The organism is Phaeovulum sp. W22_SRMD_FR3, from assembly GCF_052113705.1.
Lineage (GTDB): Bacteria > Pseudomonadota > Alphaproteobacteria > Rhodobacterales > Rhodobacteraceae > JBGQOG01.
The window spans coordinates 1-23,995 of record NZ_JBGQOG010000028.1 but is presented as its reverse complement, the minus strand read 5'-3'; the positions used below and the strand labels follow the sequence as shown (position 1 = coordinate 23,995).

The window sequence follows — 23,995 nt, the reverse complement described above, 5'->3', positions numbered from 1 at the left end:
TCTGAGTTTAGCGATGCCTGTCCAGCTTGTCAGTGTGGGATGGGCCTCATCGCAATCGACTTCGCTCGATCATGCCGATCAAACTCCCGGTGAGGTTCAACTGCCCAACACGTGCGCGCCGGGTGAAGGCCCGGAGTGCGCCGCCGGGTGAATGGATCGGGCTGATTTCGCGATACTGCCCCGCGTCGATAACGCAGACCGAGAGCGCTGCCGCGAGGTCCCCCAAGACATTGCAGGCTTCTGACCAGGCGGACGTACTGACGCCCAGTTCCGGCAGCATCAATTCGGCGGCGCGGATGAAATCGAGTTGGTTCGGCAGCCCGCGGGTCCCTTTCACGGCATCGAGGTAAAGCCGCATGTTCTCGGACACCGCCGCATAAATTTTCCGCGGGCGGAAACTTTCCAGAAGTTCCGGCTTGTGCCCACGATCTCCGGGGCGATCCTTTTGTTCATGGCATGAGGCCGGCCCGATAGGGTCGTCCGCATCTGAACGCATCGCGTCATCCGGCTTGCCGGATGGCCGATTAAAGACGGAAGCCCCGTTACAAGATACAGATGTTTCTTCCTTTGTATCTTGTATTGATCGGCGGCAGCCGGATTCCGTCACGCCGGAAGTTTCACCTCGTTTTTCAATATATGACAATACCTTGTGGGTCAGGTCGTCCACGCGGCTGAGCAGCGCTGAAAGCTCAGAGGCGGTCAGCCCATCGTATCTTCGGGGGAGCAGGCTCCAGCCCTCTACAAGTTCATATGTGGCCGTATCAGTGGCCGAAAGTTCCGCCATGCTCCCGAGGGCGGACTTCAGGATACGACGACTGGCAGAGACCTGCCGCCGCAGCGACTGACGCTCCTGGCTCTGAGCGCGCAGGCGATCCGCCAAATCCATGAGTTGGGTCATGCGGGCGATCAGGGGGGAAAAGCATATGCCCTGACGGATTCTGCCGCCAGCGAAGCTGCCCCGGCTGCCATCAGCGCCCGAGGTCTTGACGAGCAGGCCCGCGCGCTCAAGTGCCGCCTCATCTGCGCGCAATGCGCGAGGGGTCTTTCCCAGTGCCGCGGCTATTTGCTGCTGCTCTTCATAGCACACGGGCTCGCGGCTGGGATCCGTCCAATCAGAGGGCGCCGTCCGTTGGATCATCGCCAGGAGAGCTTTGAGGCGGGTGTCCGGCAGTCCAAGCGCGTGGCCAACCTGAACCAGCACACGCTCAACATCGCTGCGTTGCAACCGGCCGGAAAGCACCGGGAAGGCGCCTTCCGGTGGAAAAAAGTCTGCCTGATATAAGCTCACAGTCGTTCGCTCCATAAAGCGAAGCGGGCATTCCATAAAGCGCAAGAAATCAATCGCATAACTGCGATTTTTCCTTGCTTGCAATGGGAGGGAGGGCTACAAATCTCTGCGAATAAGGTGAGATTTTCGGGCTTGCCGGCCCGATGCAGCTTCCTCCCCCCGCGATGGTTAGCCCCTTCGCGGGGTTTCTTATTTAGGCGGCTTTAAGCGCCGCAGTGTTTTTCAAATATGCACATGCGAAATCATTCGCGACCTACTGTCACGGCACCCTGACGAGACATTTTCTGAAGAAAATCGACCGACGGTCGTATGCACTCTATGCCATCTCACTTGTCGGAAAATCGCAGATAGAGTGCGGAATCCCGGCTTGTCAGCCAGATGCGGTCCGGCGCAGTCTGTGTCCTGGCAGCGAAATTCCTTTGGACGCTGCTTCTGTGTCTTCCTCAGCAGAAGGAACGGTGTGCAGGTAGCAGCGATGCGTACCCGAATTGACAGGGACAGCGACGGCGGCGAAACCCCAACGCGCCAATATCGTGCTCAATGCCTTCACGCTGGTGAAGGTCCGGGGTTCGGGACGCGCGTGGGAGAAGAGATGGACGGTGTGCCCAGAGCCAAATCCGGTGGAGATGGTGAACACCAGCGCTTCACGGCCACCGCCGTGAGGATAACGTGCGTCAATATCGATATAGCCAGCACGCTCCAAGTAGGTCCTGAACTCACGTTCTGCGGCGGGGATAGAAGCCACGATATTTTCCTTCCAAATATTCCACGCACCGCCAAGGTGACCCCAGACGCTGCGATCTGCTCCCGTGGGGTTGCACCACCTAACATGGAGAGAAATTCATTTACAATTCAAAACTCAGTTTATGAGACAAATTGAGTTTGTATGGTTTGGTTCAGACATGAGGCCATGCCACAGACGCAGGAAGTGAGATCCGTCACGCGTTGGATGGATGGCTCCAATCCGCTTTGCGGCAGCATCCACGGCTGATGGTCCGCCGATTTGGTAGAGCGCCACGCCCGCAGCGAGCAGTTCATTGTAAGCCGGATCTCGCGCGAGTTCTGTGTCAGGGCGCTCACATCCCTTGGTGAGAAGCGCGCCGTAGGCTTTGCGCGCGGTCTCATAGGTCGCAAACAACGACGAGAAGTGTTGGGCCAGGTCGGTATGATCATCGTCCGCGCGCATTTCGAGGTCTCCAAATGAATTTATGATATGTCGGGGTAATTTTTTTGGGCCTATTGGGATGCAAATTGTTCCTCAAAGACACGTGGGTCAACAACGTCACATCTGAATGCAAGGAACTGGCCATCTTTGTTTCCGGTCATCGAACCCATAGGTTTCGGCAAATAGCCAAACATTCGCGCCATGCGCATAAAGCTTTGAGGCCCCAGGAAAAGGCATTCTGTCGCGGATTTATGCCAAAGAAACAAGTTCACCTTCGCAAGCATCTCTTTCACCAAGCGCATTGATGGCTCAACCATAAGAAGGCGCGTCAATTCCCAAGAGGTTGAAGAGGTCGGGGGCTTGTTCCAGCAAATATCCTTTGGAATATCGATCACGCCGCGCCAGGCGTCATGAATCATATAGCTGTAGACGACGCTCCCATTCCCGATACGGGAATCGCATCGAAGTAGTCGTGCACCGCCCAAAATCTTATCGCCTTCATGTGCAATAACGTAGGTCGCCGCGGACAGAACGTCATACTGATCAAACTCGATTTCCCGATGGGGCGTTAAATTCCAACCCATCTTTCCAATGAATATTTCCTTTCGAAATTCAAAGAATGATCGCACAAGGTCCCACCGCGCGGAAGACGCACCAAATTCAATAATATCAATGTCCAAGGCCCCCTCCTGGCGGCAAGCTCAATGCGAAGTTGTGATGCCACGATTGTCATTCGGTCGCCACCCTGTTACCAGATCTGGTAATTTGAACGACCGATACTGCCCTGAAAGACCTATTATGCTTGAGAATATTGCCCCAAATCATGAAGACGCCGAAGCCATGCTGGCCGAGATTGCGCCCGCCGGGTACACGCTGACATTGAATGTGAAGAATCTCACCCCGCAGTTCTATGTCTCGAACTACCCTGATCTCTGGATCGAAAAGTACACCTCAGCGCGCTACGTGATGTTCGATCCCGTCGCCCTTTGGTCGCTTGTCAATTGCGGCCGGACGCGGTGGAGCGAGATCAAGGTTGGCTTCCGCACCACGGGACAGCGTGTTTTTGAAGAAGCCAAGAAGTTTGGTCTCAATTTTGGGGCCGCCTGTGTCCTTCGAAACGAGAAGAGCAACCGACAAAAATGCGCAATATTTGCAGCGCGAACGGACCGTGAGTTCAATGATTCAGAAATGCAGACGTTGGAGCATTTCCTGAACACAACCATGGACAGAGTGGGTCCCTTTGCTGGGCTCACGGAAATTGAACTCGAAACCCTGCGAGATTTGGCTTCCGGCATGACACATGGGGAGATCGCGGTGCTTCGACAAATATCCCCGGCTACTGTCAAAAAGAGAATCGAGCGCGCGCGGGTGGTTCTCAGGGCACGCAATGCGATCCACGCGGTGTCGATTGCGACCAAGCGTGGTCTGATCATTGAGCAGCCCCTCTTTTGAAGGGAACTGCGATACCCGCCATCGGTTGCTGGCCGTTTGGCCGATCGCTGCTGCTATCGGCAATAGGGGCGGTCGGCTTGAGAGTGCTCGCCTGCACGGAGTTTGCGTGCACGATGGGGGCTCCTTTGGCAGGACGAAGTGCCAGAGGCACCCGGACGCGTCCAAAGGAAGAACCTAGCCGTTGCACAGCACTGGGTTTTGCGACTGGGCGAACTCTGTCTCGTGACATCAGTTGATGTGTGGTGTAGGAAAAATTGGCTTTGCTATCGCGCCAATTCTGGCATTGACGGAAGGGAACTACAGGTATGTCGGCACCCAAGCTTTGCTGGGAATCCAGTCTTTCGGACGAGTTGGCCGCGAATGGCGCGACATTGCGTTTCATCGGTATGGGCAGGGCTGACAAGAGCGATGACGAGGTTCTGGGCTGGTACGTCATTCTGGTTCGGTCAGATGGCGAGCACAAACTGCTCGTGAAGCAGTTGAAGTATGAGCCGCGGCTGTTCAAGACCTATGCCGGGATCCGTTCCCTTGTGCGCGAACACCTGCCAGGTTGGACGACCGTGACGCTGCCCGTCGTACCGGGGGTTCGGTCTGAGGATGAGCTTTGGAATATGCTGGACAAGATGAACTCGGGATTGCCCACAAACTGAGTTTTGATTTTTTACTGAGTTTTGCATATATACCTTGTTTCAACACGATACTTAGTTATGGTGTCGCTCGCTGGCGTTTCGCCGGCGCGACCAATCATTCCATAACGAGGTTTAGAGATGAAACTTCTTCGCGTTGCGGCAGCCACTGCCGCAGCCCTACTTCCGACCGCGCTTTTTGCGGCAGGCACCACCACCGGCGTTGAGGCCGGTTTCTCCAACATCACCACCACTCTGACCACGCTGGTGAACGGCGCAGGCGGCTATCTGATCCTGATCATCTCCATCGTCGTCGCTGCGGTGACGCTGATGACGACGGGCCGCTGGACCTATGTCATCACCTCTGTCGCAGTGTCGCTTTTCCTCGGTTACGGCGTTGACATCGTTTCCTCGATGGGCGGCGTAACGGCGAGCATCGACATGCTGGGCGACGCTCCTTCCGTCGTCATGGCCTCCGGGTCGAACTGAGCCCTCCCACCGCACGCTCCCTCGGGGCGTGCGGTTTTCTCATATCTGTCTGCGCTGGAGGGTCGGATGCAGGAGACGGTCGTCAAGATCGAACAAAGACTGCAGGAGCAAGGGCGCATCCTGCTTTTTCCCATTGATGAGGGTCTGGCCCTTCTCGCGCCCGCAGGTGTCGGGCTCGCCATTCAGCAGGCCATTCCCGGCGTTGTCATTGGCATCATCACCTATCTGGTCTGGAAACGCCTCAAAGGCGACGGCGGCGTGGAGCGCCTGCTGGCGATGACCTATTGGTATCTGCCCCGCGAGATCAGCCCCCTCAAAAACTGGCCCGATAGTGCCGTGAACATGTGGAGGGGCTGATGAACTTCGATACACTCAAACGTAAAATGTATGCCGCGCAGCGCGCGCGCAACGCGCTGATGGTGCTGCTGGCGGTGTCGATCACCGGCAACGCCTTCCAATCCTGGCGAATGTCGCAGGAAAGCACGCAAGTCGTGCTGATCCCGACCCGCGTCTCAGATGGGATGGTGGCGCGCGGTGCGGCCGACATTCGCTACATCGAAGCGATCACGCTCGATGCGGTCTATGCCATGTATACGGTCAGCCCGGAAACCGTGCGCTATGGCCGCACGGTGATCGAGCGGATCTCTGCGGCGCAGGACCGGGCGCGGCTGCTGGAATCCTATGACGACATTGCGGATGACATTCGCTTGCGTCGCATTTCAACCGTGTTTCGACCGGAAAAGATCGAGCACAATCTGGCGCGGCTTCAGGTCTCTGTGACGGGCAATCTCGCCACCTACCTCGACACGTCCGAAGTCAACAATTCCCCCCGCAAAATCCTGCTCACCTATGTCGAAGAGGGGTCTTCCATCCGTCTCTCGCGGGTCGAGCTGGTGGAGATTGACGAATGAACAAGCACGCTCTGTGTGCCGGGATGCTCGCGCTCAGCGTGGCATTTCCCGCCTTTGCCGAACAATCGCTTTCAACCCGCCCGAACGGCACGGTCAAGATTTCCGGTTCGGCCTCTGAGGTCACGCGCATCAGCGTGGCGGGCGACCGTATTCGCCGGATCATCAAGGACCAGTCGAACTTTCAGGAAATGAACGATGAATCCACCGGCGATGTCTTCCTGCGCTACGGCGGCGCGCAAGACAAGCTGGCGCCGGAGACCGGCTACATCATCACCGAACGCGGGATCACCATCAGCTATGAGCTGACGCCAAAGGCAAATCTCGGGGCGGAAACCGTCGTCATTACTGTGAACGGCGTTTCGGATTCTCCGGCGGCAACCCGGGCGGCGGGCAGCGCCGCCCCGAAAGCAGCGCCCGTCTTTGAGCTGGCGGGCGCTGAGGGTGGCGGCGGCTATTCCTCGGGCCTCGTCGCGCTGACGCGCTCGGTGATCAACAAGCATATCGGCGGCAAGGCTGCGCCCGCGAAATCGCATGGCGCTGTGGTCGCGACCGAAAGCGGAAACGGCTTGCGCGCCCGGGTGATCGTCGCCTCGGGCGGCAACTCCGGGCGCTATGTCCGGCCGCAGGATTTCTACAACAGCAAGGTCGTCGCTGTCTGGGTTCAACGCAACGCCCTCGCACGCAATGAGCGCGCATGGGTCGTCGTCGTGGAGAAACGCTGATGTCAGAGCAACGCAAAAAACAGCAATGGGTGATCCTTGGCATCGGCGGCGGCGCGGTTTTGCTGATCATCATCGTCCTCGGTCAGGTGATGAACAAACGCTCGGCACAGTTGCAGCCGATGGGTGCCAACCGCGTTGACGAGACGATCATCCCCGACCGGACATCGCAGGCTTCGCCGGAACTGACCTGGGCGCGGCAGAGCCGCGAAGACATCGAACGGCTCAACCGCACGGTGACGGAGCTGAGCGAAAGCATCAACACGCTCACGACACAGCAGAAAGCCGATCTGGACGCGCTGCGCGCGGAATATGACGAGGCGATCGTTGCGCAGCAGGCGGAAATCAACGCGCTGAACGGGTCGCAGACAACACAAATGGCCCCTCCGGGTGCGGCGCTCGGGGCGAATGGCGAAAACTACGGTCAGGAGTTTGTCAGCGGCGCGGGCAATCGCAACCCGGTCGCGGGTCGTCCCGGTCAGCCCGCGGCTGCGGCTGCGGGCCAGACCGTGACGCAATCTTTCGGCTCGGGCTTTGCCATCGACTTTAATTTGCAGCCCTTGCCCGAACCGCCTGCGGATCCGGTGGAGGAAAATTCCAGCAACGTGCGCGACCTGGGTTCGTATATCCCGGCGGGCAGCTATGCGCCGGCGACGATCATTTCCGGTGTCGATGCCTCGACGGGCGTTGTCAGCCGCGACAACCCGGTGCCGGTCCTGGCGCGGATCAATGGTCCGGCGGTGACGGCCAGCGCCGGAAACGCGGCGGGCCGCCAGATCAACATCACCGGCTGCACGGTGCTTGGCTCGGCCATGGGCGATCTCAGCAGCGAGCGGGTCTATGTGCGCCTGACCTCGATGACCTGCATCGGCAAGGGGGATCAGGTGATCGAAACGCAAGTGGCAGGTCTGGTTGCCGGATCGGGCAAGGCGGGCGTGCGCGGCAATGTCGTCAGCCGGGAAGGCAATCTGGTGTCGAATGCGGCAATCGCGGGCGCGCTCGGCGGTTTTGCAGATGCGCTGTCGAGCGCCGCATCCATCAGCACCGCGAATGAAGGTGCCGAAACGCTCGGCGGCGTCATGGGCGCGGCCGGGGCAGGGATGGCCGGTGGGGCGGGCACCAACGCCGCGCAGACGCTGGCCGACTACTACATCAAACGCGCCGAACAATATCAGCCGGTCGTCTCGCTCTACGCGGGGACCGAAGTCGAAGTTGTGTTCATGGAAGGGGTGTCGTTGAAATGACCCTGCAGAAATTCATCACCGTCGCGGCGCTTGTCGCTGTCCCGATGCTCTCGGCTTGCGGTGCGAGCAATACCGACAAGGACTTTCTCTGCCCGGTGCAGACCAATGGGTCGCCCTGCGCGACCATTGGCGAAGCGGATGGACGCCGCCAAGGTGCCGCCACGACGCCGGTCGCAGAGCGGCGGGCGGATACGCTTGGCAAGGAAATGTCGGGCACGCCGCTGGGCATTGGCAGCGGCAAAGCCAGCACCTCGGGCGCACCGCTCTCTGGCATGAGTGATGGCGGGATGGCCTATTCGGCGGCGCAATACCGCACGCCGGAACAGGTCGGCACGCTCTGGGTTGCGCCGCATCTGGACACGGAGGGCCTGCTGCACGAGGCGACCTATGTGCATTTCGTGGTGCGTGAAGCTCATTGGAATGCGGGGCAGCCCTGATGGATGCGCTCAAGAGCTTCTTCGCCGGTCTCTTCGATGACCCGGACTGGTCGTCGGAAGAGCCGGAAACACTGGCGCATGATGTCGTGGCTGACCTGTTGCCCTACCGGCTCTATGACCCGGAATCCGAACTCTATTACAACGAGGGTTCGACCGGCTTTTTGCTGGAAGTGAACCCGGTCGTGGGTGCTGACGATACCGCTTCCACTCTGCATTCGGTCATCAACTCGAACGCGCCGAACGGGGCGACGCTGCAGATCCTGAACTGGACCTCGCCCGACATCGACAATCAGTTGATCCGCTGGGCCAAGCATCGCCTGACCGGAGACGATCTGGTGCGGGAAATGGCCCAAAAGCGCATGGCGCATCTGCGGGGCGCGCGCTACGGCACCGATCACGTCATCAAGGCGGTGCCGCACCACCGCCGCGTGTTCATCGCAGTCTGGGTGGATGGCGCGGCCGATCTCGGCAAGCAAAAAGACCTGAGCAACTTCCGGCGCGCGCTCTATTCGGTGTTCGGCGGTGAATCCTATGTGCGTCACACCAGCCCGGCGGATTTCATCAAACTGTTGGGCGAATTGCTGCATTGCCGGGGCCTCTCGGGGATTTCGCAGCTGGAATACAGCGATCAGGAAGCACTCAATCATCAGCTGCCCGGCGCGGGCCTGATGGTGCGCCGCTCGGCCATTGGCCTGATGGGCGAACCTGCGATGTCCGTGGGCAGCGCGACCGTGCGCCGCTACCCGCGCGAATGGCAATTTGTGCTGGGGACGCTCCTGAATGGTGTGCCGGAGCGGATCTCGGAACGCCCGGTGGGGCCGGTTCTGACTTCTTTCACCATGCGCGTGCGCTCGAAAGCCGACAGCTCGTCCTTCCTCACCAAGAAACGCGCGGGCCTGCAGCACACAGCCTCGACGCAATTCGCCAAGTTCGCCCCGAACCTGAGCGACAAGATGCAGGAATTTGACAGCCTGAACGAACAGATCGAAATGGGGGAAAAGCTGCTCGATACCTCCTTTGCGGTCTGCGCCTATGCCAAGGGCACGCCCGACGATGCGCGGCACGCGCTGGCGGAAGTGGCGAAGATCTACCGCTACGCCGGTCTGGTCCTCGAAAACGATACCTTCGTGCAATTGCCGGTCTTCCTCTCCGCGCTGCCCTTCACTGTGACCGGCAAGCGGATGGGCGATCTGAAAAAGCTGCAGCGCATGAAGATCCTCAAAACCGAGGCGGCTTCCGCGCTGTCCCCGGCGCATGGCGAATGGACCGGCTCGGGCAACGGGCGCGGTGTGCTGCTGCTGGGCCGTCAGGGGCAGATCATGGATTGGGACAATTTCACCTCCGATGGCAACTATAACGTCTCGGTCGTCGGCAAGTCCGGCGCGGGGAAATCGGTGTTCATGCAAGAGCTTGTCACCTCGATCTACTCGGCCGGGGGCAAGGTTGTGGTCATTGATGACGGCTATAGCTTCAAGACCACGGCGGAAATCCTGGGGGGCCGTTTTGTCGGCTTCGACGGCTCGGCCGAGATTAGGCTGAACCCGTTCTCGATGCTCTCGGGTGAAGATATGGCCTCGCCGGAATACCGGGCCGATGCGATCGAGCTGATCACGCGGATCATCGCTTCGATGGCCGCGCTGGGGCAGGGCAAGCAGACCCGCGTTGAGGATCTGGAAGAGGGCCATATCAGCCGGATCGTCGGCGAATTGTGGGATGAGAAGGGACCGGCTGCCGAAGTCACCGATGTCTGGGAGCGCCTGCGCGATCTGACGGAAAAAGATCAGCGCCTCCTTGATGTGATCGTGAAGCTGCAAGCCTTCACCAAATCGGGCCCCTACGGCACCTATTTTTCCGGCCCGGCCAATCTGAAGCTGGATCAGGATTTCACGGTCTTTGAGCTGTCGGACATCAAGGGCCAGAAGGTTCTGCAAGACGTGGTGTTGCAGATCGTCATGTTCCTCGGCACCGAACTGATGTTCAAGACGCCGCGTTCAACGCCTGTGGCGATCCTGATTGACGAGGCATGGGATCTTCTGCAGTCGCACGCCACGGCGAAATTCATCGAAGGCGTGGTCCGCCGCGCCCGGAAATACACCGGGGCGCTGATCACCGGCACGCAGTCGATTGACGACTATTACAACAATGTCGCCGCGACCGTCTGTCTGCAAAACTCGGATTGGACGGTCCTTCTGGCGCAAAAGCCGGAGACGATTGACCGTCTGGTGGCCGATAACCGCCTCTCGGTCAGCCCGCATATCGCGGGGCAGCTGAAGTCTCTCCAGTCGGTGCGCGGGCATTTCTCGGAAATGGGCGTGAAGGGTCCGAATGGCTGGTTCTTCGGACGCCTGCTGCTCGATCCGTTCAGCCTCGCGATCTACTCGTCCAAAGGCTCGACGGTTGAGAAGATCCGCCGCCTGAAAGAGCAAAACTACAGCACCGTTGAGGCGATCCGCATTCTCGTTGAAGAGGGGGCGGTGGAATGAAGCTGAACCGCGAAGCGCTCAAGCGCCCGCGTCCATCCTCGCCGTGCGGGCATCGCAATTGGGCCGAAGAAGCCCGTGCCGCGATCCGTGCGGTGCACGAAACCCTCCCGGCTGACTGCACACTGGAAGCCAGAACCGCCGCTGTTGACGCGGCTTTCCCCTTCGTCCGCCGTGCCCATTATCCCTACAAGGTCTGGTGCCGCGAGCGGCGCCAATACCTCGACCGTTGCATAACGGCGGAACGTGGACACGGGGCCAAGATCAAAGGAACCCGGCCATGATGCGTTACACAGAACTCGTGCTGACCGCGCTCGTCAGCATTGCCGTCACCCTGACCATCGTCCTGATGACGCAGCCGGTTGGCCTGCCCACCGGGATTGTCACCATCGACGCCAGCCGCGCGGTGCTGGCCTTCATTCAGGATGGCGACCGGCGCCACCTGCCGGACGAAGACTATGAAGTCCAGGCGACGGCTTTCCAGACCCGTCTCGACGCCGCCATTGCCAAGGTGGCAGCGGAAAACGCGGTGATCGTGGTCAACTCGGCCGCGGTTCTCGCCGGTGCGCCGGACATCACCGATCTGGTGGTGCAGGAGGCGATGGCAGAATGAAGCCCCTGAAAATCGCCAAATGGTCCGCTGTCGTCGCGGGGTCGCTCTTCGTCGCCGCAGGCTTCTGGACGCTCAGCACCGTCCGCATCAACCTCAACGGCTCGTCATCGCTGGCCGACAATGCCTTTGTCATGTGGGGCTGGCCCCGGATGCTCTGGCATGGCGCGATCATCGCGGCGACGCCGCCCGCCGCCTATGCTGACCATTTCAAAGGCTTCTACTTCACCAAAGAAGTCAAAGGTCTGCCCGGCGACGAAATCACCCACGACACTGCGGGCAATGTCTGCCTGCGCGGCGAATGCTTTGAGATTGCCCTGCGCGACGGAAAGCCCTTCGCCCCGGCTCTGCCCGAGGGGGTGATCCCCGAGGGCATGGTTGCGGCCTTCGGGACCAGCCCTGACAGCCTCGACAGCCGCTATGCCACCGTGGGGCTTTTCAGCACAGAGAGCATCGTCGCGATTGGTGTCGGGACCGATCTCATTCCCAATTGGAAGGAGTTGCAGGCATGGGCCGACGCACGCAGCGCGCAGTGATCCTGGCGGCGGCATTGGCGGGCGCGCTTGCCAGCTCTGCTGCTGCGAAAAACTTCGGGGCCTATGGCACGGTATTCCCGATCACGGAGCCGGATTTTCTGCAAGAAATCCTGTCCCGCTTCCAGGCGATGGAAGCCAATGGCGGCATGGCACAGATGGAACGGGACATGCAGGACCGGACCCGCGACTATCTCAACCGCCCGGTGGCCGGGGCGATCCTGCCGCCTGCGGAAGAATATCTGGCATTCGAGTTTGACCCCTCGATCACCCTCGACCGCGATCTGACCGACCATGAAGGGCGCATTTTTGCGCAGGCCGGGACTGTGGTGAACCCGCTGAACTATTCCGGCTTTTCCAAGCGGATCGTGGTGATCGACGGGGACGCGCCGGGTCAGGTGGATTTTGCGCTGTCCGAAGGCGACGAAATGGACACGCTGATCGTCATCGCCAAAGGCGCGCCGCTTGATCTGTCGCGGACGCATGGGCGGCGGTTTTGGTTCGACCAGCAAGGCGTCATCGTCAACCGCTTCGGGATCGAACGCTTGCCGACGCTGATCACCCGCGCCGATCCGGTGCTGCTGATCGAAGAAATCCCCGTGCAGGAGGCAGAGCAATGAAGCGCTTTGGCATGATCCTTGTCCTGGCCCTCAGCTTGACCGTCTTCGGTGAAGAGGTCTGGGCCAAATGCAATGCGAAATTCCTCAACCCGATCACCGAAGTCTGCTGGGATTGCATTTTCCCGATCTCCATCGGTGCGATCCGGGTGCTGAACAAGCGGCCCGACACCTCCAACCCGTCGCTGCCGGTCTGCATTTGCCCCGGTGTGCCGCCGCGGCTTGGCCTCGCCATTGGCCTTTGGGAACCGGCGCGGCTGACGGATGTGTCGAACGAGGCCGGCTGCTTCGTCAACATGGGCTTCAAGGCGGATCTCGGCCTGTTCTCCATCGGAAAATCATCGGTGACGAGCAAAGACGGCGACCAAACCGGCAGCAAGTGGCAGGTCCACTATTACTATTACCCGCTGATCAGCTGGCTCGGCACTGTTGTGGATGGGCTTTGTCTGGAAAGCACCGCGTTCGACGTGGCCTATATCAGCGAATTTGATCCGCTCTGGCAGGATCCTGAGCTGAACAACATCATCAACCCCGAGGCGATCCTGTTCGCCAATCCCATCGCACAGGCCGCCTGCGCGGCGGATTGTGTGCGCTCTTCCAGCGGCAATTTGCCCCTCGATAAGCTCTTTTGGTGCAACGGCTGTCAGGGCGGCATGTATCCGATCACCGGGGATTCCAACGCGCATTACGGGGGCATTCAGGCATCCGAGACCGTCACCGCGAAAATGATCGCGCGACAGCACCGGCTTGGCCTCGCGCGCAACACCAGTTCCGGCAGCTCGGCGCTCTGCACACCACGCGTCGCGCCCATCATCAAGAAATCGCAATACCGCCTGCAGGTGACGCGGCCGCGTGCTGCGACCAGTGGCCGCTATGCCTGCGGCCCGCTCGGGTCCAGCACGCAGATGGTCGATTCAATGCGGGAATATCCATATAAAGGGGAGAGCTTCGGATGGCTCATGTGGCGCAAGCGCAATTGCTGCGCGCTCTGATTGTCGCGGCAATGCCCGTGATCGGCGCGATGACGTGCACCGCAACGGGCCCGGTTCATGCTCAGGAAGTGCCGGAAGAACCGAAGGCGACCTATGCGCCGGGGGCGACCGGGCAAATTCGGGTGCCCATCGAGAGCATCGTGCGCGATGCGGAGCGCCGGGGCGACGAGCTGGCCGAAGAGCTGACGATTCAGAACGCGCAAGAGGGCGTTGAAATCCAGGATCTTGAAGGGATCAGAACGCGCGCGCTGAACGATCCGCGTGTGCGGGCGCTGTTGCGTGCCGAAGACGAGCAGATCCCGGAGAGCGACGAGGAAAAATACGCGGAGACGGAAGCCATTCTCTTCGCCAGCTTCTCGATGCCCGCGCAATCTTTGCGCCAGATGATGCAGGAAGCCACCGAATACGGGCTGACCATCGTGTTCCGGGGCTTCGTCAACAACTCGGTGTTCGACACGCGGGCAAAGCTGGAAGAGGTGTTCGGTGAGGATGAGGTTGGTGAAGCCTTCGCGATTGATCCGACCCTGTTCCGGCGCTTTGACATCACCTCCGTCCCGGTTCTGGTGGTGCTGGCAGACAGCCTCGATGTCTGTGAGACCCCGGCTTGCGAGACCGATCCTGTTCCGCTGCATGACCGCCTGAGCGGCAACATTCCGGTGGAAACCGCGCTGCGCATCATTGCGGCGGGCAAGGGGGCTGCGCCGCAGGTGGCCCGCGCCTTGGCGGAGAAAAAGCCATGATGATCCCGCGTGCCCTTCTCTTTGCCGCATCCTCGCTGGCGCTGGTCCTGCCGGCTTCGGCGCAGGATACGTTCAACCCGACAGCGCGCGCGAAAGAGGCGGGTGCTGCCGCGCAGATCGGCGCCGGTTCGTCCGTCTTCACGCAAGGCGGCATTGATCAGAACCTGCCGATCTATGACGGCACCGATACCCCTGAAACCGGGATCAACAACGGCAACATCGACGCGAAAACCAAAGAAGCCATCGCGGGCGGCAATTCCGCTTCCGGCGCCTATACGGACATGATGGACAGCGTGGAGCTGCGCCCGAAATATGACCTCGGGACCGATTACATCGGCATCGTCAATGCCGACACGGCGACGGTGAATGCCGAAGACATTGCCGGGCAGTATTTCACCGCCGACACCACGGAAAACCCGGCCTGCAATTTCTCGGACTTCTCAGTCCTCGAACCCTTTGAGCGCTATTGCGACGTGCACGCCAATATCAAGGACGTGGGCTGCCGCATTGATCGGGTGGTCGAGATTGACCGCCTCGATACCTGGCGCTGTGACATCACGCGCGAAGATACGACCGTGCGCTGCGAAACCGATCTGTCGGGCGCATGTGATCCCGCCGTGCTGCCGGACAGCCAGCCGGGCGTGCAATGCAGCGTGACGGGGGAGCAATGCCTCGCGTGGCAGGAACTTTCTGTGCGGGAACCTGCTGAAGGTGGATTGTATGAGGATGAGCAGTTTGGTTGGCGCGGCAGCATTTTTTTCACCAAATGGAAATTGTATTGGGAAGGAGCCGTGATCGCAGAGGCCGATGGCCGGGACCCCCCTGCAACTGTGAAGGTCAATGGTTGGACATACGAGGCCGGGGCCCCATTAAGCGGGACCTTTGTCTATAAGCGCGTTCAAGCTTCTCGTTTTCGCGAAGCTGAGACCCGCGAACCGCCTGCCGGGGCCTTTGTCGGTCTAAGTGATGGCGGGCTCTATGCCGGGAAGAGCAACCCGAAATTCTACGGCTGGAAGGGCAAAGGCACCGCTGCAGGGCAGTTGACCTGGGCCGGTGAAAATCTCGGCTCCCGGACCCCCGGCGTCAAAATCGGGGATTGCACCTATACGCGGCTGGAAATCCAGACCGAAGGCGCGTGGTCCGGCGTCTATCGCACCTGTCCGGCGCAGCCGCGTTGCCTTGAATATCAGCGGGATTATCGCTGCACGTCCGTGGCTCAATGTGGTGCGTTGCAGGAAGCGCAGTCCTGCGCGCAAACGGCCCGGAACTGTCTCGCAGGCACCATGGCCGATTGTGATCTGGAACGCCTGACCTATGCCTGCTCGAATGACCTGACCGACTATGCCCCGGCACGCCACGTCAGCTCGACCATCGAGCGGATCGAAGACAAGCTGGTCAATTCCTGCAACCCTGATCCGGCGGAGGAAGGCTGCATTGCAGGCGAAACCGTCTGCACGGCGGGAAAACAGGTCCGTACCGTAAACGGGTTCCCAATCTCGCGCGACTGCTGGCAATACGAGAAAAGCTACTCCTGCATCGACAGTGAGGCCGGAAGCTACACCGATTGCGGCCCCTTCAAAACCGACAGCTCCTGCAAGGTGATTTCGCAAACCTGCCTGAGCTATGACGATCCGTCCAACCCGGACAACGGTGAATGCCTGCATTGGGAATATGGCTATCGCTGCGGCGGCGGCATGGAACTGCCGGAAAGCTGCACCGCCTCCAATGTCTGCGTCGGGGATCTCTGCGAAGGCATCGTTGACGAGCCGAATACCGATTTCGCCAATGCCTCGGCCTGGCTGACCATGCTTGATGAGGCGGCGAAGGACAGCGAAAAATCCGTTGATATGCAGGATGTGCAGCTCTTTGCGGGTGCTGCGCGCAACTGCAAGGTCGGCGCGCTCGGCACGATCAATTGCTGCAAAGACAGCGGCTGGGCGAACGGCATCCTCGGCGATTGCTCGGAAAGCGAGTTGACGCTGATGGACCGGATTCAGGCGAAAGCGGCGGTCTATATCGGCACCTACTGCGCCAAGCGCGTGCTGGGCGTCTGCCTGCAAAAGCGCCGCTCCTACTGCACCTTCAACAGCCAGCTCGGGATGGTGTTTCAGAAGGAAATCCGCCGCCTTGCCGGAACCGGCTGGGGCAGCGTCAAAGACCCGAACTGCGCGGGGCTGCCCCTCGATGAGATTGGCAACCTCGATTGGGACCAGATCGACCTCTCCGAAGCCTTCGAAGACATGATGAACGACGCCAACGTGCCCACGACCGCCATGGTGACCGACTACCTGCGTGACCGGCTCAGCCTGACCTCGGGGCAAATTACAGATGGGGATTAAGACGATGAAACGCCGTGAACTCCTGATTGGCACCGCCATGCTGTCGTTGGTGTCTTTCCTGCCTGCCGGGGCGCAAGCGATTGGCGAAAGCTCGATTGGCCTGATCCTTGTCGGGGCGAGCTGGTGCCCGTTCTGCAAATCCGCCTCCGGCACGCTCTTCGCGGCGGCGGGCCCGGCTGAACTGCCGGTGCTCGTGGCCTCGAAAGATGGCAAGGAAATCCCGCCCTATACTGATTTTGTCGATGCACGCGGGCATCCGTTTGCCAAGGATGTTGTGGAAATCCCGACGCTGCTCTTCGTCCATCTGCCGACGCAGACCCTGATCGGCAAGATCACCGGGTTCAAGAACCCGCGCGCCTATCTGTCCAAGATCCGGGCGTTCCTGACCCAGGCGCAGGAGGCAGGCTATGTCTGAACTGCACCGACACCTGATGCTCGGCACGGTGCTGGCGGCTGCTTTGCTGCCGGTCCCGGTGCTGGCGGCCGGGTCGGAGGACTTCGGCTATTGCCGCGATGACATCACCACCGGCTGGAACTTCTACTGCGATCCGGAAAAAGAGGAACCGGCCCCGGACCAACCGGCGGAGGCTCCGGCTGCGCCCGCCGCCCCCGCCGCGCCGGAAAAGCCAAAGTCCTACACGGAGCAGATCGAAGAGTTTCGCAAGGAACTCGATGAAATCAAGTACCGGGCGGTCCTCGAACCGACACCGGAAAACCTGCAGGACTACATGGAGGCGCAACAGCGCATGTCGGGCATGGCTTCGGCCTTTACCGATCAGTGGCAGCGGGTTTTGTTCAAATCGCCTGCGCTCGACATCAACACCCGCTTCCCGATGAGCCAGATGGGCGGCGCGGTCTATCAAGACCAGATCCGTGTGGCGCGCGAGACCTCGCTGAAAGAGGCGGCTGACAATCTCGGCTTCATGGTTGTGGTGGAGGACTCGGCAATCTGCGGCCTCTGCACGCCGCAGCTCGAAGTCATCAAGCGGATGCAGGCAAATTTCGGCATCGAGCCGATTGTTGTGACGGTGGACGGATCATTTCATCCGCTGTTCCCGGAGGCGGTGGTGGACACCGGCCAGCTGAAAAAGCTGGGCCTTCTTGAGCATCCCCGGCCCTTCATTGCCTTGGTCGAACCGCAAGCGGGCATCGTGGAGCCGCTGGGCGGCGGCCTGCTGACCGAAGACGTGATCCTGGAGCGGGTTCATGTCGTGACGAAAATTCCCGCCGGTGAAAGGTATTGAACGTGATGAAATTGTTGAAAACACTCCCCGCAAATCTCGCGGCCCTGACCGCCGCGGCCTGCTTTGCCACCGCGACGCAAGCGGCGGATCTCGGCAGCGACCTGAAGAACTTCTGGGAGCGCACGGGCGGCTCGGTCAATGTCACGCGCCCGCAAGCCTATAACGGCCAGCTCGGCGGCTATGTCACCTTGGGGTCGCTCTACATGCGCACGAAGCCCCGCAACGCGGCCCTGACCCAGATCCAGCTGCCCTCGGTGCGCGCCGGCTGCGGCGGTATCGACATTTTCGGCGGGTCTTTCTCCTTCATCTCGAAAGAGGAAATGATCTACCTGATGGAAGGGATCATGCAGAACGCATCGAGCTTTGCGTTCGAGCTGGCACTGGAAAGCCTGTCACCGGCTGTTGCCGAGCAAGTGGCAAAGCTGCGCGACCTGCTGCAGCAGGTCAATTCGATGAGCATCAACAGCTGTGAGGCCGGTCAGATGCTGGTCGGCTCGCTCTGGCCGAAGATGGACGGCGCATCGCAGCACATTTGCCAGACGGTCGGCGGCATGAACGGAAAATTTGCCGATGCGGTGGCCCGCCGCCACGGCTGCGGCGCAGAAGGCAAGCAGAACCAGACACTTTCCGAAGCCAATGGCAGCCTGAAAGACCAGGTGCCGATCAACATCAACTATGCGTGGCGCGCGGTGAAGAAAAACGGCTTTCTGTCCTCGAACCCGGAGATTGGCGAGTTGTTCATGTCCTTCACCGGCACCATCATCACGCGCGGTGCCGCCAATGACGACGAAGGCCCCAAGCACCGGGTTGTGGCCCCACGGGCGTATAATCCACAAATGCTGCAGATGCTGGTCGAAGGCGGGACCATCCCGGTCCTGAAATGCGACGAGCGTGTGGACTGCCTGAACCCGACTTGGCAAAACGTCACGATCACGGCCGACAAGGCCTATTTCGGCATGGTTGAAAAGACGGTGCGCGCGCTGTCCAACGCGATCCGCGACGATACCGCTCTGACCCCGGCGATGACCGGAATCATCAACCTGACCTCCGCCCCGGTCTATGAGACCCTGAAAACGGCGCGGGCCTATAAGTATCAGTTCGTGGATGACGAAATCGCGCTCTTGTCGGAGCTGGTCGCCGTCGAGCTGGCGATGCTCTACATGAACGAGGGCGTCACTGAAATGCAGCGCAGTGCCTCGAACATCGACACGTTCGGCGACATTCTGGGCGAGTATCAGGAGACGACCCGGCAAACGCAGAACGGTTTTGGCGCGCTGCGCAGGCAGGCGGCGGAAAAATACGCCGATGCGCTCTCGGCGCTGGAAAAACTGCAGCTGCACAAGGCCATGCTGTCGGCAAGTTCATCGTCGCGTTTTGCCTCGATGATGGGGCAGGGGGGCTGACATGCAGTGGGAGATTTTTACCACCGGCGGTGGCTACTACCTCTATGACACGTTCAACATGCTCGCGGCCTATACGTCCTCGGGCAACTTCCGCAACCTCCTGTCGATCGGGGTGATTGTTGGTGTCGCCTGGGCCGGGATCAACATGGCGATGGGCGGAAGTATCGGCTCTTCGCTGAAATATGTGCTGACAATGATCGTGGTGATGGGCCTGACGCTCGGCCCGAAATCCACGGTCGTAATTGTCGATAAAACCAGTGGGGCGCTGCCGATTTACGGGCTGGTGGACAATGTGCCAACGCCGGTCGCGATGGTCGGGCACTATACCTCTGCGATCAGCTATTACCTGACCGGGCAGATGGAAACGCTGATGTCTACGCCCACCGATCTGACCTATCAGAAAAACGGCATCATGTTCGGGGCATCGCTGCTGTCGCAGGCGTCAACCTGGCGCGCTGTGACGCCGAAGATCCACGAGAACCTTGTGAACTTCATGCAGAACTGCGTGATCGACGCGACAAACCTCGGCCACATGGATCTGGAAATGGTGGCGACGAGCGGCGGTCTGGAAAACTTCATCGGCACAAACATGCCGTCCTCGATGGCGTTTTATGATGTCGTCGCCGGGGAAACCCGCGTCTGCAAAGAGGCGTGGAGTGATGTGCGCGCCTCGGTCACAGCCGATGTGGATGTCATTTTTGCGCAGAAGGCCGCGAGCCTGTTCCAGGGCGGGACAGGTGCCGGTGCGGCCAACATCAACCGGCTGAAGGGCACGCTGGGCGATTTCCAGAACATGATGGCGATGTCCTCGGCCTCGGCCGTCAACACCGTCAAACAGGCGATGTATGTGAACGCCCTCGATGACGGGATGATGCGGTTCATCGCCAATTCCGGAAACTCGGCCGCGATGGACATCTATCAGGTGGCACGGGCGGACATTCAAACCCGGTCCAGCTACTCGGCCATTGGTGCCAATGCGGCCAAATGGGTGCCGCTCCTGAAAATCGTCTTTGAAACGCTCTACTATGCGGCCTTCCCGCTGGCGGCGCTGATGATGATGACCCCGCTCGCCCCGGCTGTTCTCAAGGGCTACATGGGCGGGTTCGTCTGGCTGGCCGCATGGGAGCCGCTGAGCGCGATCCTGCATTCCATCGTTATCAAGGCATCGACCGGCTTTTACCGAAGTGCGGGGGCGGTCACGACCGATGGCTCTGTCAACGATGTGGTGCTCAGTTGGGCCAACCATTTTGGCATTCGCGCGGTGGAACAGGATGTCGGCACCGTCGCCGGTTTCCTGATGATGTCGGTGCCCTTCCTTGCCACCGCGATCATGTTCGGCGCGAACCGGATGACCGGCATGGCAACCTCGATGCTGAACGTCTCGCAAGGTGCCGCCATTGAAACCGGGCGCGAAGCCGCCACCGGCTCGATCGGGCTCGGCAATATGAGCATGAACAACTATGCCGGCAACAAGATGAACATGTCTTCCGTGGTCGATGTTGGCCGGGAGACCATGACCTTCGACACAGGCGGAATTGCCACCCGCAACATGGACGGCAGCTTTGGCTATGCGCCCGGCTCGGCCGTGTCGAGCGGTGGTATCACCTCGCAGGCCAGCGCCGCCGTGCGCAGCGAGCTTTCCAGCCGCGCGGAAAGCTCGAAGGTCGCCGCCTCAAGTGCCGCGCGTGAGTTGGGCAGCTACATCTCGCAAGGCGCGAGCGAGCTGACCAGTTTCGGGGAATCCGTTTCCATCGGAAAAGCGGGCAGCAAAGGCTATGGCTGGGACATGTCCAGTTCCGAAAAAACCGCCGTCTCGCAATCCTATAGCCGCGTGCAGGACTTCGCAGAGCAGCATGGGATCACGACCGACCAAGCGATGCGGCTTGGCATTGCGGGCAATGTAGGAGTGGGCGCCAAAGCTTTTGGGAATGGTGCCTCGGGGACATTGGACGGGAACATGAACCTTCTGGGCGGTGAAAACCGCAATTGGACCGAAATCGCCAAAGCTGCTGAATCCAGTGGCCTTTCGTCCGAGGTTGCCAAGATGAGCAATTCGCGTGCCTCGGCCAGTGGGTCGACCAATGATGGCACCCAGACCACCGCGGGCGAAGAACGCCGGTTCAACCTCGATGAAGGTGAGCGCCTGGCGCAGACCTACATCAGCCGCATGGAAGAGGCCGAAAGCTACGCCCGGGCGCAAAGCTATGTGGAAAGCGCCGGATCGTCGCTCGACACCAATCTCAACCAGATGGTTGCCGGCGAATTGCAGGCACGCGGCGAAAGCCCGCTGGCCGTCAGCCAGATCCTCAACCCAAAAACCGATGCCGAAGTTGCGGAAAGCCGCGCGGTCGTCGGCTCGATCGTCTCGAAAATCACCGATCAGGTGGTGGCCGATGCCCCAAGCGATCCCACTGCGGGCTATTCCGTGGACATGGACCCCGCCGCGTTCCGCAAAGAGCCCGCGCGGGAGGCTACGTTCGGCGGTGGCGACCAGCCGCCCAGAACCGTCAACATCGACCAGATGCGGGACAACGCGACCGAGACGATCTCCGGCTACGAGACCGATGCGCAGTCCGATACCAACGCCCGGACCGGGTATCAAAATGCCCAAACTGCCGAGGTGGGGACGGACTACGGGAACACGGTAACGAGCGTTCGCGCAGGGACCGCGCAAAACGTGCCGCAGGCGATGTGGGGCAGGGTGGAAAGGATGCTCAATATCAATTCGGATGAGCGAGCTGCCCTGCAGGCGGCGAACCCGGAGGCATGGACCACGCGGGGGGCCGCTCTCGACTTCTACGACTCCAATCCCGACAAGTTCGAGAAAGTGACGGGCCGCCCTTTCGTTGATGGCGACGAGCTAGGTTCGTCGCCGGAAAACAGGAATGCCGCGATCTACCCGACCCCGATGCGGAAAAAGGAGTTCTCACCAGAAGAGCGTGACGTGATGATCCGCACCGTCCTGGGCGAAGCCTCCGGCGAAGGCATGGAAGGGCAGGCCGCTGTGGCGATGGTGATCCGCAATCGCAGCGAAGACGCGCGTTTCCCGGATTCCGTGGGGGCAGTCAGTTTGCAGAGAAACCAGTTCTCGGCATGGAACACTGACGGCTCGGGCAATCATCTGGTCTCGAAACACAACCCCGGCGATCCGGCCTATGAGCAAGCGGCCTATGTGGTCGATGCCGTCATGGGCGGCTATGTGCCAGACTTCACCGAAGGCGCAACGCACTATTACTCGCCAGCCGGGATGCAGGCGCTGGTAGATCAGGGTTATCAGAAAAACCTGATCCCCGGCTGGCTGCAGGGGGAGACAGCCTCGCGGGACACGGTGCCGGTCTCAATCGGCGGCCATGTGTTCACGGGGCAAGTGCAGGGAAGGGGGTAGGCTTGCCTACCCCCTCAGTACCAGTCCTGCCGCAATTGCCGATACTCGAAAGTTCCGGGCGTCATTTCCAGATCACTTACGCTTTTCCTGCCGAGCAAACTTTCTGACATGTCAGCGGGCGGCAAGCACGATAGCAAAAACAGGTAGCCCGAGAACCCAGCCAACACCCAAACGGCGGGCGTGAAGAGCGCCCAAACCGACAGCCCCACGGCCAGTCCGGCCAGCGCCAGCGTCAGCCCCAAAGGGTGGCGCTGGCGTGCTTCATTCGTCTCAACAGACGGCACGCGGATCTCGGCCGCCCGGGTGACACCGGGCAGGCGCGGGAAAGCTGGTCTGCTCTTGTCGATCGACATGATCGCTCCTTCCACAGCAAAATACGCAAAGCGCCGCCAAGACCAACGGTCGTGGCGGGAAAATGAAACCAAAAGGGAACATAGCACAATCTGGGCGTGTGGGGAATGCTCGCCTGTGATGATCCAGACCGCGTTGCCGTCGCTTGGACAAATTGCAGCGAATGGCCGCTTCGAGCCCTCTTTAACCAATGCCGCCCCGCAGCATTTTGCGTGTGCAGAAAAACTTGCCCTACGCGAACGGCCCTTTGCGGACTGTCGAGAGCGTGCTTGCGCTGCGGTGCGGCTTCCCCGAAGCGGCCATCGGTGGCATCATGCAGCATGTTCCGGCGGCCCAATGTTGGCAGAGCGGACGAAGTGGCCGACGATAGCTCTTTGGCAACCTTTAGCCTTGCAAAGCAGATTTAAAGGGTGATCTTTTCGCACGCATGAGATTGTGCGAGGGATTGGCATGGCACTTTCTACCGAAATAATGGGCATCATTAAAAGAAAGGCAACTTTGGAATGGCCGGACGACTTCGAGATGCAGCGGCACGTGATCCAGCAGCAGACTTCTGCCGCCGAACAGATGATCTTATACCTGACAAAGCTTGATCAAGAGAACCCTATAATCAAAGACTGCATGAACAAGGCGCTTGGGGAATGGCCTGAGGATTTTGAGATGCAAGTTCATGTGTTTAAAGGCCAAATGGAAGCAGCTCCGGCGTTCTTTGAGTTTGGGCACGCAGCAATGCCCTCAGAGACCCTAGAACGCCTCAAGGCAAAGGCGTTTTCCGATTGGCCTGGAGACTTCGAGATGATGCTTCACGTTTTGCGCGAGCAAGTAGCTGCATGGGAAGAGCTTTATGGCTGACGCTTCAAGACCATGTGAGGGCATTATCTAATGAGGTACACGTGAGCTAATGGGATGAACTGCCTTCCCGCCAAACCGCCGCTATTGTGGCGAGCAAAGGTGGAGAGAGGAGCATCCG

The 23,995-nt window shown here is 60.1% G+C and carries 26 protein-coding genes; 21 read left to right on the top strand and 5 right to left on the bottom strand.

The window, feature by feature from the left end:
• Window positions 1-46: 46 nt before the first annotated feature.
• The 4 genes from repC to ACEN2S_RS21390 form a co-directional block, all read right to left on the bottom strand.
• The gene (repC, locus tag ACEN2S_RS21405) at window positions 47-1,288 is read right to left on the bottom strand and encodes a replication initiation protein RepC (protein ID WP_441870325.1); all 1,242 of its coding nucleotides are present in this window, start codon (window positions 1,286-1,288) and stop codon (window positions 47-49) included.
• 370 nt (window positions 1,289-1,658) lie between these two features.
• Window positions 1,659-2,033: a hypothetical protein gene (locus ACEN2S_RS21400; RefSeq protein ID WP_441870323.1), complete on the bottom strand. Its 375-nt coding sequence runs from the start codon at window positions 2,031-2,033 to the stop codon at window positions 1,659-1,661.
• A gap of 114 nt (window positions 2,034-2,147) precedes the next feature.
• On the bottom strand, window positions 2,148-2,474 hold the full coding sequence (locus tag ACEN2S_RS21395; protein ID WP_441870321.1) for a hypothetical protein: 327 nt from the start codon (window positions 2,472-2,474) through the stop codon (window positions 2,148-2,150).
• A gap of 50 nt (window positions 2,475-2,524) precedes the next feature.
• Entirely contained in the window at window positions 2,525-3,133 is a 609-nt protein-coding gene (locus ACEN2S_RS21390; protein ID WP_441870319.1) for an acyl-homoserine-lactone synthase, read from the bottom strand.
• A 118-nt stretch (window positions 3,134-3,251) separates the two neighbouring features.
• Between ACEN2S_RS21390 and ACEN2S_RS21385 the strand changes: the two genes are divergently transcribed.
• From ACEN2S_RS21385 to ACEN2S_RS21290, 20 genes are all read left to right on the top strand, one after another.
• On the top strand, window positions 3,252-3,905 hold the full coding sequence (locus tag ACEN2S_RS21385; RefSeq protein WP_441870317.1) for an autoinducer binding domain-containing protein: 654 nt from the start codon (window positions 3,252-3,254) through the stop codon (window positions 3,903-3,905).
• A gap of 305 nt (window positions 3,906-4,210) precedes the next feature.
• The gene (locus ACEN2S_RS21380; protein WP_441870315.1) at window positions 4,211-4,555 is read left to right on the top strand and encodes a hypothetical protein; all 345 of its coding nucleotides are present in this window, start codon (window positions 4,211-4,213) and stop codon (window positions 4,553-4,555) included.
• A gap of 117 nt (window positions 4,556-4,672) precedes the next feature.
• On the top strand, window positions 4,673-5,020 hold the full coding sequence (locus ACEN2S_RS21375; RefSeq protein WP_441870313.1) for a hypothetical protein: 348 nt from the start codon (window positions 4,673-4,675) through the stop codon (window positions 5,018-5,020).
• A 66-nt stretch (window positions 5,021-5,086) separates the two neighbouring features.
• Entirely contained in the window at window positions 5,087-5,377 is a 291-nt protein-coding gene (gene traL, locus ACEN2S_RS21370; protein WP_441870311.1) for a type IV conjugative transfer system protein TraL, read from the top strand.
• A complete protein-coding gene (locus ACEN2S_RS21365) occupies window positions 5,377-5,931 on the top strand; it encodes a TraE/TraK family type IV conjugative transfer system protein (protein ID WP_441870309.1) in 555 nt (184 codons plus the stop codon). Before traL ends, ACEN2S_RS21365 begins: the two co-directional genes overlap by 1 nt.
• Entirely contained in the window at window positions 5,928-6,653 is a 726-nt protein-coding gene (locus tag ACEN2S_RS21360; RefSeq protein WP_441870307.1) for a TraK domain-containing protein, read from the top strand. Before ACEN2S_RS21365 ends, ACEN2S_RS21360 begins: the two co-directional genes overlap by 4 nt.
• Entirely contained in the window at window positions 6,653-7,894 is a 1,242-nt protein-coding gene (locus ACEN2S_RS21355; RefSeq protein WP_441870305.1) for a TraB/VirB10 family protein, read from the top strand. Before ACEN2S_RS21360 ends, ACEN2S_RS21355 begins: the two co-directional genes overlap by 1 nt.
• On the top strand, window positions 7,891-8,331 hold the full coding sequence (gene traV, locus ACEN2S_RS21350) for a type IV conjugative transfer system lipoprotein TraV (protein WP_441870303.1): 441 nt from the start codon (window positions 7,891-7,893) through the stop codon (window positions 8,329-8,331). The genes ACEN2S_RS21355 and traV overlap by 4 nt, the downstream gene beginning before the upstream one ends.
• Window positions 8,331-10,814, top strand: a complete 2,484-nt coding sequence (locus tag ACEN2S_RS21345; RefSeq protein ID WP_441870301.1) for a TraC family protein — start codon at window positions 8,331-8,333, stop codon at window positions 10,812-10,814. The genes traV and ACEN2S_RS21345 overlap by 1 nt, the downstream gene beginning before the upstream one ends.
• A complete protein-coding gene (locus ACEN2S_RS21340) occupies window positions 10,811-11,095 on the top strand; it encodes a hypothetical protein (RefSeq protein ID WP_441870300.1) in 285 nt (94 codons plus the stop codon). The genes ACEN2S_RS21345 and ACEN2S_RS21340 overlap by 4 nt, the downstream gene beginning before the upstream one ends.
• Window positions 11,092-11,424, top strand: coding sequence for a TrbI F-type domain-containing protein (locus ACEN2S_RS21335; protein WP_441870298.1), 333 nt, complete (start codon window positions 11,092-11,094; stop codon window positions 11,422-11,424). The genes ACEN2S_RS21340 and ACEN2S_RS21335 overlap by 4 nt, the downstream gene beginning before the upstream one ends.
• Complete coding sequence (locus tag ACEN2S_RS21330) at window positions 11,421-11,957, top strand: S26 family signal peptidase (RefSeq protein ID WP_441870296.1); 537 nt, start codon at window positions 11,421-11,423, stop codon at window positions 11,955-11,957. Before ACEN2S_RS21335 ends, ACEN2S_RS21330 begins: the two co-directional genes overlap by 4 nt.
• The gene (locus tag ACEN2S_RS21325) at window positions 11,930-12,574 is read left to right on the top strand and encodes a hypothetical protein (protein WP_441870294.1); all 645 of its coding nucleotides are present in this window, start codon (window positions 11,930-11,932) and stop codon (window positions 12,572-12,574) included. Before ACEN2S_RS21330 ends, ACEN2S_RS21325 begins: the two co-directional genes overlap by 28 nt.
• A complete protein-coding gene (gene traU, locus ACEN2S_RS21320) occupies window positions 12,571-13,563 on the top strand; it encodes a conjugal transfer pilus assembly protein TraU (protein WP_441870292.1) in 993 nt (330 codons plus the stop codon). Before ACEN2S_RS21325 ends, traU begins: the two co-directional genes overlap by 4 nt.
• On the top strand, window positions 13,524-14,303 hold the full coding sequence (trbC, locus tag ACEN2S_RS21315; RefSeq protein ID WP_441870290.1) for a type-F conjugative transfer system pilin assembly protein TrbC: 780 nt from the start codon (window positions 13,524-13,526) through the stop codon (window positions 14,301-14,303). Before traU ends, trbC begins: the two co-directional genes overlap by 40 nt.
• Window positions 14,300-16,642 carry a conjugal transfer protein TraN gene (gene traN / locus ACEN2S_RS21310; protein ID WP_441870288.1) on the top strand — a complete coding sequence of 781 codons (2,343 nt, stop codon included), beginning with the start codon at window positions 14,300-14,302 and terminating at the stop codon, window positions 16,640-16,642. Before trbC ends, traN begins: the two co-directional genes overlap by 4 nt.
• Before the next feature lie 4 nt (window positions 16,643-16,646).
• Complete coding sequence (locus tag ACEN2S_RS21305; protein WP_441870286.1) at window positions 16,647-17,057, top strand: conjugal transfer protein TraF; 411 nt, start codon at window positions 16,647-16,649, stop codon at window positions 17,055-17,057.
• Window positions 17,050-17,886, top strand: coding sequence for a conjugal transfer protein TraF (locus ACEN2S_RS21300; RefSeq protein WP_441870284.1), 837 nt, complete (start codon window positions 17,050-17,052; stop codon window positions 17,884-17,886). Before ACEN2S_RS21305 ends, ACEN2S_RS21300 begins: the two co-directional genes overlap by 8 nt.
• 5 nt (window positions 17,887-17,891) lie before the next feature.
• Window positions 17,892-19,289 (top strand): conjugal transfer protein TraH, encoded by a 1,398-nt coding sequence (locus tag ACEN2S_RS21295; RefSeq protein ID WP_441870282.1) that lies wholly within the window; start codon window positions 17,892-17,894, stop codon window positions 19,287-19,289.
• Window position 19,290: 1 nt separating this feature from the next.
• Window positions 19,291-22,674 (top strand): conjugal transfer protein TraG N-terminal domain-containing protein, encoded by a 3,384-nt coding sequence (locus ACEN2S_RS21290; protein ID WP_441870280.1) that lies wholly within the window; start codon window positions 19,291-19,293, stop codon window positions 22,672-22,674.
• Window positions 22,675-22,688: 14 nt separating this feature from the next.
• On the opposite strand, the gene ACEN2S_RS21285 is transcribed toward ACEN2S_RS21290, so the two are convergent.
• Window positions 22,689-23,027 (bottom strand): hypothetical protein, encoded by a 339-nt coding sequence (locus tag ACEN2S_RS21285; RefSeq protein WP_441870278.1) that lies wholly within the window; start codon window positions 23,025-23,027, stop codon window positions 22,689-22,691.
• A 448-nt stretch (window positions 23,028-23,475) separates the two neighbouring features.
• Here ACEN2S_RS21285 and ACEN2S_RS21280 point away from each other — a divergent pair, with 448 nt between their 5' ends.
• Window positions 23,476-23,877 (top strand): hypothetical protein, encoded by a 402-nt coding sequence (locus ACEN2S_RS21280; RefSeq protein WP_441870276.1) that lies wholly within the window; start codon window positions 23,476-23,478, stop codon window positions 23,875-23,877.
• Window positions 23,878-23,995 lie beyond the last annotated feature (118 nt).